This is a genomic window from Phyllobacterium sp. SL163 (assembly GCF_049896885.1).
Classification (GTDB): Bacteria; Pseudomonadota; Alphaproteobacteria; order Rhizobiales; family Rhizobiaceae; genus Phyllobacterium; species Phyllobacterium calauticae.
Genome location: NZ_JAFCVE010000006.1, coordinates 226,580 through 244,202 on the forward strand (window position 1 = coordinate 226,580; position 17,623 = coordinate 244,202).

Sequence of the window (17,623 nt, forward strand, 5' to 3'; positions counted from 1 at the left end):
GACGTAGCCGGGCAAATGGACCATATCCTTCGGACGCCGAAACGGCTGCAAGCTGCAGTGTCGAGCCGCTCGGCCGGGGGGAAGACCCCGCCCTTCACGTCTCTCCTCGCATCTTCTTGCCGTTTCAGGCGCCATTTCGATCAGATTTATGAGTGCACGACCTAGCTAGACTCACTGTATATCGTGCGATAGTCTTGATCGTAATGGCGATAATAAAAACGCTCTGGGGGAATGAAAAACTGGCATGACGTCGGGGTCTGATCTGTTGCGTATCGAGAATCTCGGCATTTCGTTTTCGATGCTGGGCGGGCGTATGCATGTCGTCAAGGGTGCGAATCTGCGTATCCTTCCGGGAAAAGTAACGGCATTGGTGGGCGAATCCGGATCGGGAAAATCCGTCATCAGCCAGTCCGTCATGGGCATTCTGCCCAATACGGCCGCTGTAACCGGCAAAATCCTGTTTACGGACCCGATCGACGGCAAAACCACCGATATTCTGCAATTGGAGCGGGACGGACCCGAAATAAGAGCCCTGCGCGGCAGCCGCATGGCCAAGATATTTCAGGAACCCATGACGTCGCTCTCGCCGCTACACACCGTCGGCAACCAGATCAGCGAAGTCCTGGCCATCCACACCAAGGCGACCAAATCCGAACGCCGTTCGCAGACCGAGGAAATGCTGGGGCTGGTCGGGTTCTCCAATCCCAAACGCACCTATGACATGTACCCGTTTGAATTGTCGGGCGGCATGCGGCAGCGGGCGATGATTGCCATGGCGCTGATCTGCCGCCCTGCCCTGCTCATTGCGGACGAACCGACAACGGCGCTTGACGTCACCATCCAGGCGCAGATCCTGGAACTGCTGCGCAATCTCCAGCACAAGCTCAATATGGCCATGCTGCTGATCACCCATGACCTCGGTGTCGTGGCCAACATGGCCGACGAGGTGGTGGTGATCTACCATGGCGAAATCATGGAAGCCGGGCCGGTCGATGCCATTTTCCGCAACCCGCAGCATCGTTACCTGAAGGGGCTGATGGCTGCCATACCGCATTTCGACATGAAACCCGGGGAACGCCTGAAGGCATTGCGCGAAGTACCGGTCAATTCCGGCGCGTTGTGGGGAAAGAGAAAGCACGAGGAAACGGCTCCTGACGTGCTTGTATCCGTGCGAAACCTCACCAAGAGCTACGGCATCCGCAAATCCGGTCTTTTCGGCAAGCAGGACAAGACCCGCATACGCGCCGTCGACGGTGTCAGCTTCGATATCCGGCGTGGTGAATGTCTTGGCCTCGTCGGCGAGAGCGGCAGCGGCAAGACCACCGTCAGCAAAATCCTGATGCGGGCGGTGACCCCGGATGGCGGCTCGGTGACCTTCGATGACGGCCGGGGCAAAATCGACGTGCTTGCTGCGCAGGGCGCCAAGCTTCTGGAATTGCGCACCAAAATCCAGATGGTGTTCCAGGATCCGGTTTCATCGCTGTCGCCGCGCATGACCGTACAGAACATCCTCAGCGAGCCCCTGGAAATTCACGGGCGCGGGGATCGGGCCTATCGTCTGGAAACGGTGCGCGCGCTGATGCAGGCGATCGGTCTTGACCAGCGGTATCTCAACCGTTACCCGCACAGCTTCTCCGGCGGCCAGCGCCAGCGCATCGGCATTGCACGGGCACTGGCGCTCGGACCGCAATTGCTGATCTGCGATGAGCCGGTTTCGGCGCTCGACGTTTCGGTTCAGGCGCAGATCCTCAACCTCCTGAAGGACCTGCAGAAGGAGCTGGGCCTGACCTACCTGTTCATTTCCCACAATCTTGCGGTGGTTGATTACATGGCCGATCGTATCGCCGTGATGTGCGCCGGGCGCATTGTCGAGATTGCGCCCCGCGAAATTATCCTGCGCGATCCCGTCCATCCCTACACGAAAGCGCTTCTGGCCGCCGTCCCGTTTCCGGACCTCGACCGGCCGCTGGATTTCAAGACGCTCAAGGCCAGCGGTGCCTCGGATGAACGCGCCTGGGGACCAAAATTCTCCAGCGGCGACAGCGATGATCCGCTCTCGCCCGCCGATCTCGGCAATGGTCACGTGGTGCTCGCGCGGCGCAATGTCGATACACGGGAACTACGCTCGTGGTGACGCGGCGGACAGTCCTGGGCGCCCTTGCCGCCACCGTGGTTCCGGTCTCGGTCAAAGCGGCCGATCACGAACGCGAACCGGAGTTTCTCGAGGACCGGCTGCGTGCCACCAGCCTGCCGCCGCTTGCCCAGCGCATTCCCAAACGGCCGCGGATTATCAACCTGAAGGAAATGGGCCGCGTCCCCGGACAGTACGGCGGAACGCTGCGCACCATCATCGGCAGCCAGAAAGATATCCGGTTCATGACCATCTACGGCTATGCCCGTCTGGTGGGATATGACGAACATCTCGTTCTGCGGCCCGATGTGCTCGAATCGTTCGAATCGGAAAACGACACCGTTTTCACCTTCAGACTGCGCGAGGGGCACAAATGGTCCGACGGTTCGCCGCTGACAACCGATGATTTCAGTTACTGGTGGAACGATGTTCTTCTGAATTCGGACCTGACGCCCGCCGGCGGCGCGCTGGAACTGCGCATCGACGGAAAGTTGCCTAAGTTCGAGGTCCTCGATCCGCTGACCGTGCGCTATTCCTGGGAGTCACCGAACCCTGATTTCCTGCCCAGCCTGGCGGCCCCGCAAGCCCTGGTCGTGGTTGGCCCCTCTGTTTACCTCAAACAGTTCCACAAGGATTATCAGGACAAGTTCCGCCTGGCTGCTCTGATGAAGGAAAACCGGGTCAAGAAGTGGGCCGACCTCCACATCAAGATGGCGCGCCAGTACCGCCCGGAAAACCCCGAACTGCCGGTGCTCGACCCCTGGCGGAACACGACATCCCCGCCCGCCGAGCAGTTCGTGTTCGAGCGCAATCCCTTCTTCCATCGCGTCGACGAGAATGGGCGGCAGCTGCCCTACATCGACCGTTTCATCCTGAACATCAGCTCATCACAGATCATCCCGGCCAAGGCCGGTGCCGGTGAAAGCGAGTTGCAGGCAACCGGTGTCGATTTTGCCGACTACACCTTCCTCAAGGACGCCGAAAAGCGCTATCCGGTGAAGGTCGACCTGTGGAAACTGACCCGGGGCTCGCGCGTTGCCATCCTGCCCAACCTCAATTGCGCGGACGATGGCTGGCGATTGCTTTTGCGCGATGTGCGCTTCCGGCGTGCGCTTTCGCTGGCCATCGACAGACATGAAATCAATATGGCAGTGTTTTACGGCTTGGGCACGCCAAGCGCCAACACTGTGCTGCCGGAAAGCCCACTCTACCGACCCGATTATGCCAAGGCGTGGATTGCATACGATCCGGACAAGGCCAATGCGCTGCTGGATGAAGTGGGCATGGACAAACGCAACGACGACGGCATCCGCCTGCTCCCCGATGGCCGCCCTGCGGAAATCACCATCGAAACCCCAGGCGAAAGCACGCTGGATTCCGATGTGCTCGAACTGATCATCGACCATTGGCGCAAGGTTGGCCTGGCGCTGTTCACACGAACCTCCCAGCGCGATATTTTCCGCAGCCGCGCCAAGGCGGGCCGGATCATGATGTCCATCTGGTTTGGCATCGAGAATGGTGTGGCAACACCCGACATGAACCCCGGACAGCTGGCCCCGACAACCGACGATCAATGGCAATGGCCGCTTTGGGGCTTGCATTATCTGTCGCTCGGTCAAAGCGGCCAGGCGCCCGACCTGCCGGCAGCACTCGAACTCGTTGCCTTGCAAAACCAATGGCGTAAATCGGCACATTCGGCCGAGCGCACGGAAATATGGCACAAGATGCTGTCCATTTACACCGATCAGGTGTTTACGATCGGCCTGGTCAACAGCACGTTGCAGCCCATCATGCGTTCGTCCCATTTGCAGAATGTTCCTGAGAACGGACTATACGGGTTTGACCCGACCTGTTACCTCGGAATCTACATGCCCGATACTTTCTGGATGAGCGGGGGGAAGTAGAGTGCTGCGATACATCCTATGGCGCATTGCCGCGATGGTGCCCACGCTGCTGATTATTTCGGCGCTGGTTTTCGTCATCATCGATTTGCCGCCCGGCAACTTCTTTGAAAGCCAGATCGCCGAAATGCAGGCGCAGGGCGAAACCGTCAACCTGCAGGATCTGGAACAGCTTCGCCACCAATATGGCTTCGACCAGCCGCCGGTTCTGCGCTATTTCCACTGGCTTGGCGGCATGCTGCAGGGGGATTTCGGCTATTCCTTCGAATATCAGTTGCCCGTCACCTCCGTGGTGGGCGACCGGTTGTGGCTGACCGTCCTCGTCTCCTTCGTCACAATCCTGGTAACCTGGCTGCTTGCCTTCCCCATCGGCATGTATTCGGCGACGCATCAGTACAGCTGGAGCGATTACGGGCTGACGCTTTTCGGCTTGCTCGGCATCGCCATTCCCAACTTCATGCTGGCTCTGATCCTGATGTATTTCGCCAATATCTGGTTTGGCACATCGATCGGCCATCTCATGGATCAGAAATATCTCAGTGAGCCCATGAGCTGGGAAAAGGCGCGATCAATCCTCGCTCACCTGTGGATTCCTGTCATTATCGTTGGAACGGCTGGGACGGCCGGCATGATTAGACGCCTGCGCGCCAATCTGCTCGACGAGCTGCAGAAGCAATATGTGATGACGGCGCGGGCCAAGGGGCTGCATCCCTTCCGCACCCTGGTCAAATATCCCTTGCGCATGGCGCTGAATTTCTTCGTGGCCGATATCGGCTCGATCCTGCCGCATATCATTTCCGGTGCGGAAATTACCGCCATTGTCCTGTCGCTCGAAACGACCGGGCCCATGCTGATCAAGGCATTGCAGAGCCAGGACATGTATCTTGCCGGTTCGTTCCTCATGTTCCTGGCGTTTCTCACGGTGATCGGCGTTCTGATATCCGACATTGCCCTGGCCTTTCTTGATCCACGCATCCGGTTGCAGGGCAGGAGCACGAAGTGACAGCACAACTCCCGCTCCCCGGCGCGCCCCTGCAGCACTACGTCTCAAGCGCACCATTCGATCCGATGTCGATCGAGACAATGACCGAGGCTCAGGCCAAGGTTCATCTCGCATCGCAATTGCGGCTGATGTGGTGGAAATTCAGACGCCACCGCCTTGCACTGGCGTCCGGCATTTTCCTGATCGCACTCTACGGCATGATCATCATTGCCGAGTTTCTGGCGCCCTATAACCTGCACACACGCAATGTTGATTTCATCCATGCCCCGCCGCAGCGGGTCCGCCTGTTCCACGACGGAAAGCTGATCGGACCATACGTCTATGGCCGTGAAATGACCCTGAACATGGAATCGCTGAAACGCGTATACACGGACAACAAGAGCGATGTGCAACCGCTGCGCTTCTTCTGCCGCGGTGACGATTACCGCTTCTGGGGCCAGATTGCGACCAATGTCCATCTGGTCTGCCCGGCCAAGGGCGGACAGCTGTTCCTTCTGGGAACCGATCGGCTGGGCCGCGATGTGCTTTCCCGGATTATCTACGGCGCGCGCATTTCCCTGACCATCGGTCTTATCGGCATCACCATCAGCTTCGTCCTCGGCATCATCATCGGCGGACTCGCGGGATACCATGGCGGCTGGTTCGACCTGCTCGTTCAGCGCGTCATCGAGGTATTGCAATCATTGCCTAGTCTCCCTCTATGGATGGCGCTTGCCGCCATCATGCCGGTGACATGGAGTCCGATCATCATCTACTTCGGTATCACGCTCATTCTTGGTCTGCTGGACTGGACGGGCCTTGCCCGTGCGGTGCGCTCCAAAATTCTGGCGTTGCGCGAAGAGGATTATGTTCTGGCGGCCCAGTTGATGGGAGCAAAAAGCGGACGTATCATCGGGCGTCACCTCGTTCCGGGATTCATGTCACACCTGATTGCAACGGCAACCATATCCATCCCGGGCATGATTCTGGGCGAGACGGCACTGAGTTTTCTCGGTCTCGGCCTTCGTCCGCCCATCACGAGCTGGGGTATTCTCCTGACCGAAGCCCGCAGCGTCAGTGTCATCGCTTTTTATCCCTGGCTACTTTTCCCAATGATTCCGGTCATTCTTGTTATTTTGGCATTCAATTTTCTGGGAGATGGGTTGCGCGACGCCGCAGACCCCTACAGATAAGTGGAAAGTTGACATACCAATGGATTTGCATTCTCCCAGCCGTCCCGAATGTGCTGTGCAGCTCAACCTGCCAAAGCTATTCGTCTCAAAGAGGTTTTGACCATGATGCGGCGTTTTGAAGATGCTCGGATCCTCATGTACAGCCATGATACGTTTGGCCTCGGCCATCTCAGGCGCTGCAGGACCATCGCCCACTCGCTTGTCGAGGACTATCGCGGGCTCAATATACTCATCATTTCCGGCGCGACCATCGCCGGGGCATTCGATTATCGCGCCCGCGTTGACTTCGTGAAGGTTCCAAGCGTGATCAAGCTGCGCAACGGCGAATACACGTCGCTTGCCCGGCACATCGATCTGCATGAAACGTTGAAAATGCGCCAGTCGATCATCCGGCACACCGCTGAAACGTTTCAGCCGGATATTTTCATCGTCGACAAGGAACCCATGGGCTTGAAAGGCGAGGTCGAGGAAACCCTGGCCTATCTCAAGTCGCGCGGCACGACACTCGTGCTGGGCCTGCGTGAAGTCATGGACGCACCGCATCTGCTCGAGGCCGAATGGAAAAAAGCCAATGTAATGCAGAAGATCGACCAGTATTACGACAATGTGTGGGTCTATGGCCCGCCGGATTTCTACGATCCGCTGGTTGATCTCGACGTGCCGGCCGGTGTGCGCAACAAGATGGAGTTTGTCGGCTTCCTGCAGCGCAGCCTGTCCCACGACAAGGCCTCGGTGCATGTGCCGGAGGGCGATTACATCCTGGTGACGACCGGCGGCGGCGGCGATGGCGCCGACCTCGTCCACAATGTCATCCATGCCTACCAGCAGGACCCGACACTGACGCACAAGGCCTTTATCGTGCTTGGGCCCTACATGCCCGCCAAGCAACGGGCCAAGCTGGTGAAAAAAGGCGGCAAGATCCCCTATATCGAGGTCATCGAGTTCGACAACCGCATGGAAGAGCTGATTGCCGGTGCGAAGGCGGTCGTGGCCATGGGCGGCTACAACACCTATTGCGAGATTCTGTCGTTCGACAAGCCGGCACTGATTGTCCCGCGCATCCAACCGCGCGAGGAACAGCTGATCCGGGCCCAGCGCGCCTCGGAACTCGGCCTTGTCGACATGCTTCTGCCGGAAGAAGCCGAAAACCCTCAGCTGCTCGCCGAAGCGCTCAAGCGTCTGCCCGACCGGGCACCGCCGTCGAAAAGCGGCAAGGGCGAAGGCATGCGCTTGGAAGGACTTGTCCATATCTCGACGATTGTTGGCGATTGGCTGGACGAGCGTCAGCAAGAACAACCTTTGGCCGTTGCCGAGTAAAGAGCCGATTTTGCCCATACGCCGTAAAACACTGGTGGTGCTGAAGGGTTATCCGCGCCTGTCGGAAACCTTTATCGCCCAGGAATTGCTCGGGCTGGAGCGCGCCGGTTTCGACCTGACGCTCATTTCGATGCGCAAGCCGACGGACAAGAAGCGCCATCCCATCCATGACGAGATCAGGGCGCGGGTCGTCTATCTGCCTGAATATCTGCACGAGGAGCCTCTGCGGGTGCTGCGGGCACTGTTTGCCGGCTGGTCGAAGCCGGGCTTCAAACCGCTGCTGCGGCGCTTCTGGACCGATCTGCGCCGCGATGTCACCCGCAACCGGTTCCGCCGCCTGGGCCAGGCGCTTGTGCTTGCCCATGAATGGCCCGATGCGGGCGAATGGCTGCATGCGCACTTCATCCACACGCCCGCTTCGGTGACCGCCTATGCCAGCATCATGACCGGCGTGCCGTGGACCTGCTCAGCCCACGCCAAGGACATCTGGACTTCGCCGGACTGGGAACTGACGGAAAAGCTGGCGGAGGCCCGCTGGAGCGTCACCTGCACCCGCAGCGGCTATGAACACATGCGTGGGCTGACCGATCGCCGGGAACAGGTGCACCTGAGCTATCACGGTCTCGATCTGGCGCGGTTCGGCCATTTCACCGGCGCGCGATCGGGCCGCAACGGTTCGAGCCCGGCAGACCCGGTGCAGATCCTGAGCGTCGGACGCGCGGTGGAAAAGAAGGGCTATGACGTCCTCATGCGCGCGCTGGCCGCTTTGCCCCGCGATCTCAACTGGACGTTCGTGCATATCGGGGGCGGCGACCAGCTGGCCAGGCTCAAACCGCTGGCGCAGAAACTTGGCATTGCCGATCGCATCACCTGGAAAGGCGCGCTCGCACAGGAAGAGGTGCTGGAGCATTATCGCCGCGCCGATATTTTCGCTCTGGCCTGCCGGATTGCGGCGGATGGTGATCGCGACGGCCTGCCCAATGTTCTCGTGGAAGCCTCAAGCCAGAATCTTGTCTGCATCTCCACCAATATTTCCGGCGTTCCGGAACTGCTGACTGACGGGGAAAACGGTTTTGTCGTGCCGCCGGAAGATCCGGCATCCCTTGCCCGGGCGCTGGAGGAAGCCATCCGCGCGCCGGACCTGCGCCATCGTCTCGGCCTGGCGGCCGAAGCGCGCGTGCGCGAGCACTTCGACCATAATTCCAGCATCCGGCAATTGACCAACCTGTTTGAAACCGAATGGCAAAGGACGGAATGACCGCTCCCCGTGTGCTCTTCTATGTTCAGCATCTTCTCGGCATCGGCCACCTTGCGCGCGTCAGCCGCATTGCCGCAGCGCTGGCCCGCGATGCATTCGATGTGACGGTCGTCACCGGCGGATTGCCTGTTCCGGGATTTCCGGGCTCCGACGTCAAATCCGTGGCCCTGCCCGCCGTTGTCGCCAGCAATGCCGGTTTTTCCGGCTTGGCCGACGAGCACGGCAACCCGGTTGACGAGGACTTTCTCCATCGCCGCCGGGATCTGCTGCTCGAGACATTTCATACCGTCCGGCCTGATATTGTCATCATCGAGGCCTTTCCCTTTGGCCGCAGGCAAATGCGCTTCGAACTGCTGCCGCTGCTCGACACCATAGCAACCACCTCTCCCCGGCCCAAACTCCTGACCTCCGTGCGGGACATATTGCAGGAACGGTCCAAACCCGGACGGGATGAGGAAACCGTTGCGCTGATCAAGGCGCATTTCGATCATGTGCTCGTCCATGGCGACCCGGATTTCGTCACCCTGCCCGAGACATTTCCGCTGGCCGCCGAGATTGCCGGCAAGATCATCTATACCGGCCTCGTGGCTGCGCCCGTTGCCGCGCTCCCAGTGGAAAGCTTCGACATCGTCGTTTCCGCCGGCGGCGGCGCCGTCGGCCTTGATCTGATCCGCGCGGCCCTCGAAGCGGCGAGGACCTCGAACCATCGCGGCCGCTGGTGCCTGATAACCGGGCCCAATCTGCCGGAAGCCGATTTCGCGGCACTTTCACACGCCGTGCCCGACAATGTCAGCGTGGTGCGTTTCCGCAAGGACTTCCCTTCCCTGCTGCGCGGCGCAGCGCTTTCCATATCGCAAGCCGGGTACAATACAGTCTGCGACGTGCTGCGCGCGCAATGCCGTTCAATCCTTGTCCCGTTCACCGCGGGCGGCGAAACCGAACAGACAGTGCGGGCAAACCGCCTCGCGGCGCTTGGGCTGGCCGTGGCTCTGCCTGAAAACGGGTTGACCGGGCGCCTGCTCGGCGAGACCATCGAGGCATCGCTCGCACAGCCCAAACCGGGCAGCCATCGTCTCGATCTGAACGGAGCGGCACACACTGCAAAGCTGCTGCGGGACATGCTGTAGCGCAGTCAGGCTCCCGGCAACAGTAGCGTTTGATACATCCGAAATCCGAGCGGAGAATTTCTGGTTCATTACCACTTGTTATCCCGCCTGCGATACAGTCGCCCAAATATAGTGCGGATGAGATCACGTGAATGCCAGTAATACGATCCATTAAATGGCGGATTGTGCCGCAAATTACTCTGGCCATCGCTCTCATTGTGCTGGGAAGCCTCGCCGGATCGTGGATCGGCAGGCTTGTCATCATCCGCAGCGACCGCGGGCACATGCTGTCCCTGTCGAACCAGCTGCTGAAACGCGCCGACTTCGTTTTCGCCGAGGCGGATACGATCCTGTCCATGGCAAATGAAACCGGTTTTCCATTCTGTTCGAACGATGAGATCAACCACCTGCGCGATGCGCTTTTCGATACCAAGTATCTGAAGGACATCGGACGCGTGCGGGATGGCGCGTTTCATTGTTCCGCCGTCTTCGGTTCAGCCAAGCCCACCCCGCTCGCCAAGCCGGATCTGGCAACGAATGACGGCACGCTTGTTTACGCCAATACGCCCCTGGCCATTTCCAACACCACGGCGCCCATCATCGGCAGGGGAAATGCGAATGTGGTGCTCGACCCCACCGCATTCGACGCCATGGCCGATCCGAACTATAGTTTCGGCATCCTGTTCAAGCCGCCCGGCGCGCAAAACCCCGTCGCGATGTTCGGCGGGCTGAACGCGGGAAAGCGGCGTGAAAAGCTGCCGGAGGGTGCCGGGCGGGATGGCGATATCGTCTTTCGCAATCTCTGCGGCGAACGGGCATGCGTTTCCCTGCAGGCCCATGTCAAAGACCTGGAGGAGGACGCGTTCCCCATCGAGGCCAGCATCACCGGGCTTGGCGGCACCCTGGGCGGCGCGCTCGCCCTGATCATCCTCCTTCTGCAGCGCAAGCGCCTTTCGCTCGGCGCCAGACTGGCCCAGGCCCTCGACAAGCGGCGTCTTACCGTCGTGTACCAGCCCATTGTCGATATCGGGACGAACACGCCGCGCAGTGCCGAGGCACTGGTGCGCTGGACGGATGGCAAGGACACCATCTCGCCGGACATCTTCATACCGGTAGCCGAAGACGAAGGGCTGATCAAACGCATCACGCTTTATGTCCTCGAACGCGTTCTGGCTGATATGAATACCTTCCTGCAAGCGGACCGGACCTTCCGCATCAACGTCAACATATCCGCTGCCGACCTTGTCGATCCGGCATTTGCTTCGGCGCTGGAACAGCGCCTGCGGCAGGCCAATGTCGGAAGCGAACAGCTCGGCCTTGAAATTACCGAGCGATCAACGGCCAATGCCGCCGCTGCGGTCGACGCCATCCGGACACTGCGCGCGCGCGGCCACCGAATCTACATCGATGATTTCGGCACCGGCTATTCCAGCCTCGCCTATCTCGGCAACCTCAATGTCGATGGCATCAAGATCGATAAATCATTCACCCAGACGATCGGAACCGGCTCGGTGACGGTCTCGATTGTCCCACAGATCATCGACATGGCCCGTGTCCTCAACCTCGGAATCGTTGTCGAAGGCATCGAGACAGCCACGCAGCGGGACTACTTCGCCGGACTGCAAACGCCGATCGACGGTCAGGGATGGTTTTACAGCAAGCCGGTCAGTGCCGCCGCGCTGCAGGAACTGGTGCAGGAAAAGTTCTAGGGCCGCGGAGCCCAGAACGGCGCGGTGTCCTTGAACGCGCGCCATCTGCCGATCAGCTGTTCGCCGCCCGCCGCCTGGCGGTGCCCCTGCCAGCCGATGATGGCCCCGACGGCCCGGTTTGCCTCCGCGCCGAGGGAATCATGGTCGAGCGTATCCATGAGTTCATGCGCGCTCTTGATGTCGTTCGCCTCGCCCAGAAGGTCCTGCAGCCGCGACAGACGCTTCAGGTATTTTGCGGTCACCGGCCGGCTGGAATAGAGCGGCAGAAAAAACTCCGCGGCATAGCGCAAGCGCTTCAGGCCAAGGCGCAGCCGATGGCGCGCATCGGCGTGAAGATGGCGAAAGCCGTGCCCCCGTCTGCGGACCTGCCGTTCTATCCGGTCCAGCACCCGCGCCGCAAACTGCCCCAGCGGCTCGGTCAGGATGCGCAAATCCTCGCTGGCAATATCGTTGCGCCAGCTCCTCTGTTCGATCACCAGCCCCAGGGACAACAGGAACCGGTTGGTCCTGGGATCGCCGATGATATGCCGGACGGTCTGGTAGGCCTGATCGTGGGAGGACATGCATGCCGCACGGAAGGCGGATATATTGATGTGCGGCAGGTTGGCTTCCTCAATCTCCGCCAGGGTCGAATGCAGGAAAACGTCCCAGTTTCGGGCGGGACCCAGCGCCTGCCCGAACAGTTTTGCCTCGGTGCTGAGGTTCTCCAGCGACGGCGCCTGCAACTCACGGCAGAGAAAATGCAGCGCCACGCGCAATCGCCGGAGCGCGACGCGCAACTGGTGGACGCCTTCCGGCTCCTGCCCGGTTTGACTGGCGCTAAGATTGGCCACGATCTGCTGCTGGCAATTGGTCAGAAGCTTGGCAATCGCCTCATCGACCGTATCAGACCTGACGAAGCCGGACGGTGCCGCCTTGACCGCCGATGGTTCATCGCCAAGCGCCAGCGCATACCCCCGCGCCGATTTGCTCTGCGTTTCCAGGCAAAGCGGCGCAACGTCCATCAGATTGAGACCGAACTGATAGAGCGCCGCGACTTTCCCCTGCTTCAGCTCAAGTTCGACTTCCGACAGCGGCACGCGCGACGCGCCGAATTCAATGACGCCGTCATCGAGCGCAAGTTCGATCCGGGCATCCTGATGGTCGAGCATCAGCAGATGCCGCCGGACCCTGGTCGCAAAAACCGGTGCCAGCTCATCCGCCGTCATTCCGTCCAAAGGCGCGCCGATGTCGGCAAGCGGCAGCAGAGCAAGGTCGGGCGCCATGCCGCTCACCACCGTCTCCCACTCATTGCGTTGCAGAGAACCGTGATCTGCTGCCCGCTTGACCGTCTGCACATGTTGACGGCCCTCACGCCGGACACGCAGCGACAATCCCGCCGCAAACAGCCGGTGATCTGAGGTGTCGTAATAGGTGGCATCAAGCCGCCGGATCAAGCCCTTGTTGCGGGCGGCCTGCTGAACCGCTGCGGAGGCGCGAATTTCATCGAGCATGCCCACGGGTGCCCGCAGCTTCAGCTCAATCTCGACAGGGGCACGCGGCGGAACGGCAGCAGTCCCGACGCCCGCACCGTCCTCTGTTGCGTGAACCGAAACTCCAGCCATTCCCCGCTCCCGTCGATCATCCCGTTGTACGGACTATACTATCGCGTGTGCGCCGTCTTGGTAGCGCAAATATTGTTGAGCCGGGTTGCCCGGCTGATGACCAGCGGGACCCAAGGCCATAGCCGCTGTCATGCGCGTATTACATTCCGGTTCTAGACCCTACCGGAAAGGTCTCCTTGCGCGATTCCGGGGGGCGGTCTCTTCCCAAGATCGACCCCGAGACCACCCGCCACACTGTCTTGTCAAAGGATTTTTCCATGCGCCATCTGCCGTCAATCCTGTTGCGGTTGCTTGCAACCTCCATGGCCATACTTCCGGCCGCAGCCTTTGCCGATAATTCGGTTGCGATCAGCGGCGCAACGCTCGTCAACAAGGGGCTGGTCGGCGTTGGACGAATTCCGGCCAATCAGCGCGACAAATTCGGTGAAACCTTCGGTTCCGGCTCGGGCATGGCGATGAACCCGGCCGACTGGAGCCGCGATGGCAACAGCTACAAGGGCACGATGCTGCTCCTGCCCGACCGCGGTTACAATGTGGCGGGTACAACCGACTACCGCCCCCGCCTCAACATGCTGTCGATCCGGTTCACGCCGGTGGCGCCCGGCGCAACACCGTCCGCCGACAAGCAGCAGAGCGGCGTCGAGGCTGCACTCACCGACACGTTGCTGCTGGTGGATAATAAGGGCGCCGATACAACCGGCCTCGACCCGCAGTCCGATGTTCGCGCCGCTGCCGGGGATTTTCCCATGCTGCCGCAGGCCGTCAATGGCAAGATATCCCTGGACAATGAGGCAATCGTCCGCCTCGCCGACGGCACGATGTTCATCAGCGACGAGTATGGACCGAATATTTACCGCTTTTCCGCCGAAGGCCGCATGATGTCGGCAACCCAGCCTCCGGCAGCGCTGGTTCCCATGCGCCATGGCAAGGCGAATTTCTCCTCCAACAATCCGGGGCCCGGCGCTCAGGCGCCCGATCCGAAGGATCCCGATACCGGCCGCCAGAACAATCAGGGCCTGGAAGGCATGGCACTGACGCCCGACGGCAAGTTCCTGATCGCCGTTCTCCAGTCGGCCGCCCGGCAGGATGGTGGCGATTCCAGTTCGACCCGCCAGAACACCCGCGCCCTCATCTATGACGCAGCCGATCCGGCCCATCTGAAGCTGGTGCATGAATATGTCGTGCCGCTTCCCGTCTTCACCAATGCCAAGGGCAAGAAGGCTGTGGCAGCGCAGAGCGAGATCGTGGCTTTGTCGGACAAGGCATTTCTGATGCTGGCACGCGACAGCGGCAACGGTTATGGCCTTGACGGCGACACGTCGCTCTACCGCAACATCACCGTCGTCGACACCTCGGCGGCCACCGATATCGCCGGAAGCGCCTTCGATGCCGACAAGGCCGTTGCACCCAAGGGCATCGTCGACCCTTCGATTACTCCGGCAACATTGACCCCCTTCATTGATATCAATGACAATGCGAACCTGTCGCGCTTCGGCCTGCATAACGGTGCGCCCAATGACCGCAACAACCTGTCGGAAAAATGGGAAGCTATGGCACTTGTCAGCGTCCTCGATCCCAAGCTGCCGGACGACTATTTCCTGTTCGTCGGCAACGACAATGACTTCCTGACCCAGGACGGCTTTCAGGTCGGCGCGAGCTACAAGGCCGAGGGCGGTGCCGATGTCGACACCATGTTCCAGGTGTTTCAGGTCACCATTCCCGGACTGCACAAGTAATCCGTTCGGCATATCATCGGAGAGGATTGCCCTCTCCGATGATACCAGCCTCCATGCATTCCCGTTCATGTTATATGATCGGGTGAGCTAAGTGCCATGGAGCAAAACAGATGCTGCGACTTCTCCTGTTTCGCCATGCCAAATCGGACTGGCCGGATGGTGTTGACGACCACGACCGCCCGCTTGCCGAACGCGGCCGCCGGGCCGGCCCCATGATGGCAGGATATATGACCGGAGAAGGACTCATACCGGATCTCGCCCTTGTCTCCACGGCACGACGGACACGGGAGACATGGGAACTGCTGCGTCCCGTCATCGGAGACGGCATACGCTGGCGGGAGGAGCCGCGGATCTACGAGGCGCCCGCACGGGTGATACTGGATGTTATCAGGGCGGTGGAGCCGGGGATCGGGACATTGCTGGTTGTCGGCCATAATCCGGGGTTGCACGATGCAGCCCTTCGGCTCGCCGGTAGGGGACGGGAGGCCGATCTCACCCGCCTCCAGCAGAAATACCCCACGGCGGGGCTAGCCGTCATCGATTTCATCGCCGGGCGCTGGTCCGATCTTGCCGATCAATCCGGGGAACTGGAGCGTTTTGTGACACCGAGGACGGTCGGCCATGGGTGAGGCCATTCGCCCAAACCCCGATTCCACGGGCGTTCATGCGCCAAAATAGCTGCACTGAGGCAGTCATTTCAACTTTCAGCTGTTGATTATGACAACCATTTTTCGAATATGTGACAGGACCATTCACTGCAAACCGCGATTGGACGTCAGGATGCGCCTTAGAGAACTTCAGGAAATCAGGTACGAAGAGGAAACCGCCAACCTCAAGCTTTCGGGTCTCAACCCGTTCAAGGAAGCCAAGAGCGTCAACATTTCCATCGACAATCCCGAAGCATTCCTCAATGCGATCAAGACTGCGCTTTCGGACCCTGACGGCAAGCCCATCAAATTCGGCAAGGGCAAATAGGCCCCCACGCGCATCACAAAACAGCTTCCCCTGGCGGATGAAATCGTGGCAAGCCAGCAAGATAATGCTTGCCACGCCGCGCGTTATTCCGTTCATTCTCGGAACGAACCGGCCAAGAGCCTCACGCGCTAACCACCATGTGCCCAGTGTTGAACCAAAGGAGCTCCCGTGACTGAACCGACCATCGCGCCCGCTCCGCCCGTCACTCTGGTCATCTTCGGCGCAACGGGCGATCTGACGCGGCGGCTGCTCGTTCCCACCGTCCTCAACATGACGCAGAGTGGTCTCGTGAGCGACAGCCTGCAGATCCTTGGCATCGGCATTGAACCTGGCGATGACGAAATGCTGCGCGCCAAGCTTGAGGATTTTCTCACGACGTCCAACATCAAGGCCAACTACAGCGTCGAGACATGGCAGGGACTGCGCTCGCGCATCTTCTATCGGCAGGGCGACTTCACGCAGGATGCCATCTATGCCGAGATTGCCGGCCAGCTCGGAGCGCAGGCCGGGCGGAACGCCGCCTATTACCTTGCGGTGCCACCGCTGTTCTTCGGCGATATCGTCGACAAGCTCGCCGATCACGACCTGCTGAAAGAAACGGGTGGTGCCTTCCGCCGCCTTGTGATCGAAAAGCCGTTCGGCACCGACCTCGCCTCGGCTAAGGCGCTCAATGCCAGGATATTGAACCGCGTGCCGGAAACGCAGGTCTATCGCGTCGACCACTTCCTCGGCAAGGAAACCGTGCAGAACATCATGACGGCGCGGTTTGCCAACATGATGATCGAATCCCTGTGGAGCAACAATTTCATCGATCATGTCCAGATCACCGCGGCCGAACTCGTCGATGTTGGCACCCGCGGCAAATTCTACGATGCGACGGGCGCGCTCAGGGACATGGTGCCCAACCATCTGTTTCAGCTTCTTGCCATGGTTGCCATGGAGCCGCCGAACAGCTTTGACGCCGAGGCAATCCGCGACGAGAAGGGCAAGGTCCTGAAAGCCCTGCGGATCTACTCCGGCGAAGAAGCCGGGCAGAACTCGGCGCGCGGCACCTATACAACAGGGGTTTCCAGCGGCAAAACCATACCGAACTATACGGATATCCCGGATGTGGCGCGCGACAGCGCAACGGAGACCTATGTTGCCCTGAAGCTGTTTGTCGATACATGGCGCTGGGCGGGTGTTCCCTTCTATGTGCGCACCGGCAAGGCCATGACGGCCCGCGATACCGAGATCGTCGTCACCTTCCGTCAGGTTCCCTTCGCCCAGTTCAAGGGGATGGGGCCGCAGCGCCGCCTGACACCGAACCGGCTGATCATCCAGGTGCAGCCGGACGAAGGCCTGCACATCGAAATATCGATCAAGTCGCCCGGTCTTTCCGTCGAGACGGTGCCGGTATCCCTCGATTTCAACTATGCGGATTTCTTTGATATCGGCAAATTGACCGGCTATGAATCCCTGCTTTACGATCTGTTCATCGGCGATCAGACCCTGTTTCAGCGCGCCGACAGCATCGAAGCGGGATGGGCGGCCGTGCAGCCCTTCCTCGATCTGTGGGCGACATCGGCACAACGCCCTGACCCCTATCCGGCGGGCAGCATGGGGCCGCAATGCGCCGATGCACTGATCGAGCGCGATGGCCGAAAATGGCACCAGCCCGATGTGCAGCACCGGGTGAAAGCGAAGGTTTCCTGACTTGATCTGACAAGAA

At 60.1% G+C, this 17,623-nt stretch carries 13 protein-coding genes; 12 read left to right on the forward strand and 1 reads right to left on the reverse strand.

What is annotated here, in order from left to right; translation table 11 throughout:
* Positions 1-244: 244 nt before the first annotated feature.
* From ACP7B1_RS15225 to ACP7B1_RS15260, 8 genes are all read left to right on the forward strand, one after another.
* Complete coding sequence (locus ACP7B1_RS15225) at positions 245-2,134, forward strand: ABC transporter ATP-binding protein (RefSeq protein ID WP_223615490.1); 1,890 nt, start codon at positions 245-247, stop codon at positions 2,132-2,134.
* Positions 2,128-4,035 (forward strand): ABC transporter substrate-binding protein, encoded by a 1,908-nt coding sequence (locus ACP7B1_RS15230; protein ID WP_403184520.1) that lies wholly within the window; start codon positions 2,128-2,130, stop codon positions 4,033-4,035. The genes ACP7B1_RS15225 and ACP7B1_RS15230 overlap by 7 nt, the downstream gene beginning before the upstream one ends.
* Before the next feature lies 1 nt (position 4,036).
* Complete coding sequence (locus tag ACP7B1_RS15235; protein WP_346307943.1) at positions 4,037-5,035, forward strand: ABC transporter permease; 999 nt, start codon at positions 4,037-4,039, stop codon at positions 5,033-5,035.
* Positions 5,032-6,207: an ABC transporter permease gene (locus ACP7B1_RS15240; RefSeq protein WP_223615493.1), complete on the forward strand. Its 1,176-nt coding sequence runs from the start codon at positions 5,032-5,034 to the stop codon at positions 6,205-6,207. Before ACP7B1_RS15235 ends, ACP7B1_RS15240 begins: the two co-directional genes overlap by 4 nt.
* 102 nt (positions 6,208-6,309) lie before the next feature.
* Complete coding sequence (locus ACP7B1_RS15245; RefSeq protein WP_288193851.1) at positions 6,310-7,524, forward strand: glycosyltransferase family protein; 1,215 nt, start codon at positions 6,310-6,312, stop codon at positions 7,522-7,524.
* Between the two features lie 10 nt (positions 7,525-7,534).
* On the forward strand, positions 7,535-8,782 hold the full coding sequence (locus ACP7B1_RS15250) for a glycosyltransferase family 4 protein (protein ID WP_346307941.1): 1,248 nt from the start codon (positions 7,535-7,537) through the stop codon (positions 8,780-8,782).
* Positions 8,779-9,909, forward strand: a complete 1,131-nt coding sequence (locus tag ACP7B1_RS15255) for a glycosyltransferase family protein (RefSeq protein ID WP_346307940.1) — start codon at positions 8,779-8,781, stop codon at positions 9,907-9,909. The genes ACP7B1_RS15250 and ACP7B1_RS15255 overlap by 4 nt, the downstream gene beginning before the upstream one ends.
* A gap of 131 nt (positions 9,910-10,040) precedes the next feature.
* The gene (locus ACP7B1_RS15260; RefSeq protein ID WP_426137060.1) at positions 10,041-11,597 is read left to right on the forward strand and encodes an EAL domain-containing protein; all 1,557 of its coding nucleotides are present in this window, start codon (positions 10,041-10,043) and stop codon (positions 11,595-11,597) included.
* Here ACP7B1_RS15260 and ACP7B1_RS15265 read toward each other — a convergent pair.
* Positions 11,594-13,201 carry a CHAD domain-containing protein gene (locus ACP7B1_RS15265; RefSeq protein WP_346307938.1) on the reverse strand — a complete coding sequence of 536 codons (1,608 nt, stop codon included), beginning with the start codon at positions 13,199-13,201 and terminating at the stop codon, positions 11,594-11,596. The two genes, ACP7B1_RS15260 and ACP7B1_RS15265, sit on opposite strands and share 4 nt — an antisense overlap.
* Positions 13,202-13,503: 302 nt before the next feature.
* Between ACP7B1_RS15265 and ACP7B1_RS15270 the strand changes: the two genes are divergently transcribed.
* The 4 genes from ACP7B1_RS15270 to zwf all read left to right on the forward strand — a co-directional run bounded on the left by ACP7B1_RS15270 (position 13,504) and on the right by zwf (position 17,607).
* Complete coding sequence (locus tag ACP7B1_RS15270) at positions 13,504-14,937, forward strand: esterase-like activity of phytase family protein (RefSeq protein WP_426137104.1); 1,434 nt, start codon at positions 13,504-13,506, stop codon at positions 14,935-14,937.
* Between the two features lie 110 nt (positions 14,938-15,047).
* Complete coding sequence (locus tag ACP7B1_RS15275) at positions 15,048-15,566, forward strand: histidine phosphatase family protein (protein WP_346307937.1); 519 nt, start codon at positions 15,048-15,050, stop codon at positions 15,564-15,566.
* Positions 15,567-15,717: 151 nt separating this feature from the next.
* Positions 15,718-15,912, forward strand: a complete 195-nt coding sequence (locus tag ACP7B1_RS15280; protein ID WP_288194913.1) for a hypothetical protein — start codon at positions 15,718-15,720, stop codon at positions 15,910-15,912.
* 168 nt (positions 15,913-16,080) lie between these two features.
* Positions 16,081-17,607, forward strand: coding sequence for a glucose-6-phosphate dehydrogenase (gene zwf / locus ACP7B1_RS15285; RefSeq protein WP_346307936.1), 1,527 nt, complete (start codon positions 16,081-16,083; stop codon positions 17,605-17,607).
* Positions 17,608-17,623: the final 16 nt, after the last annotated feature.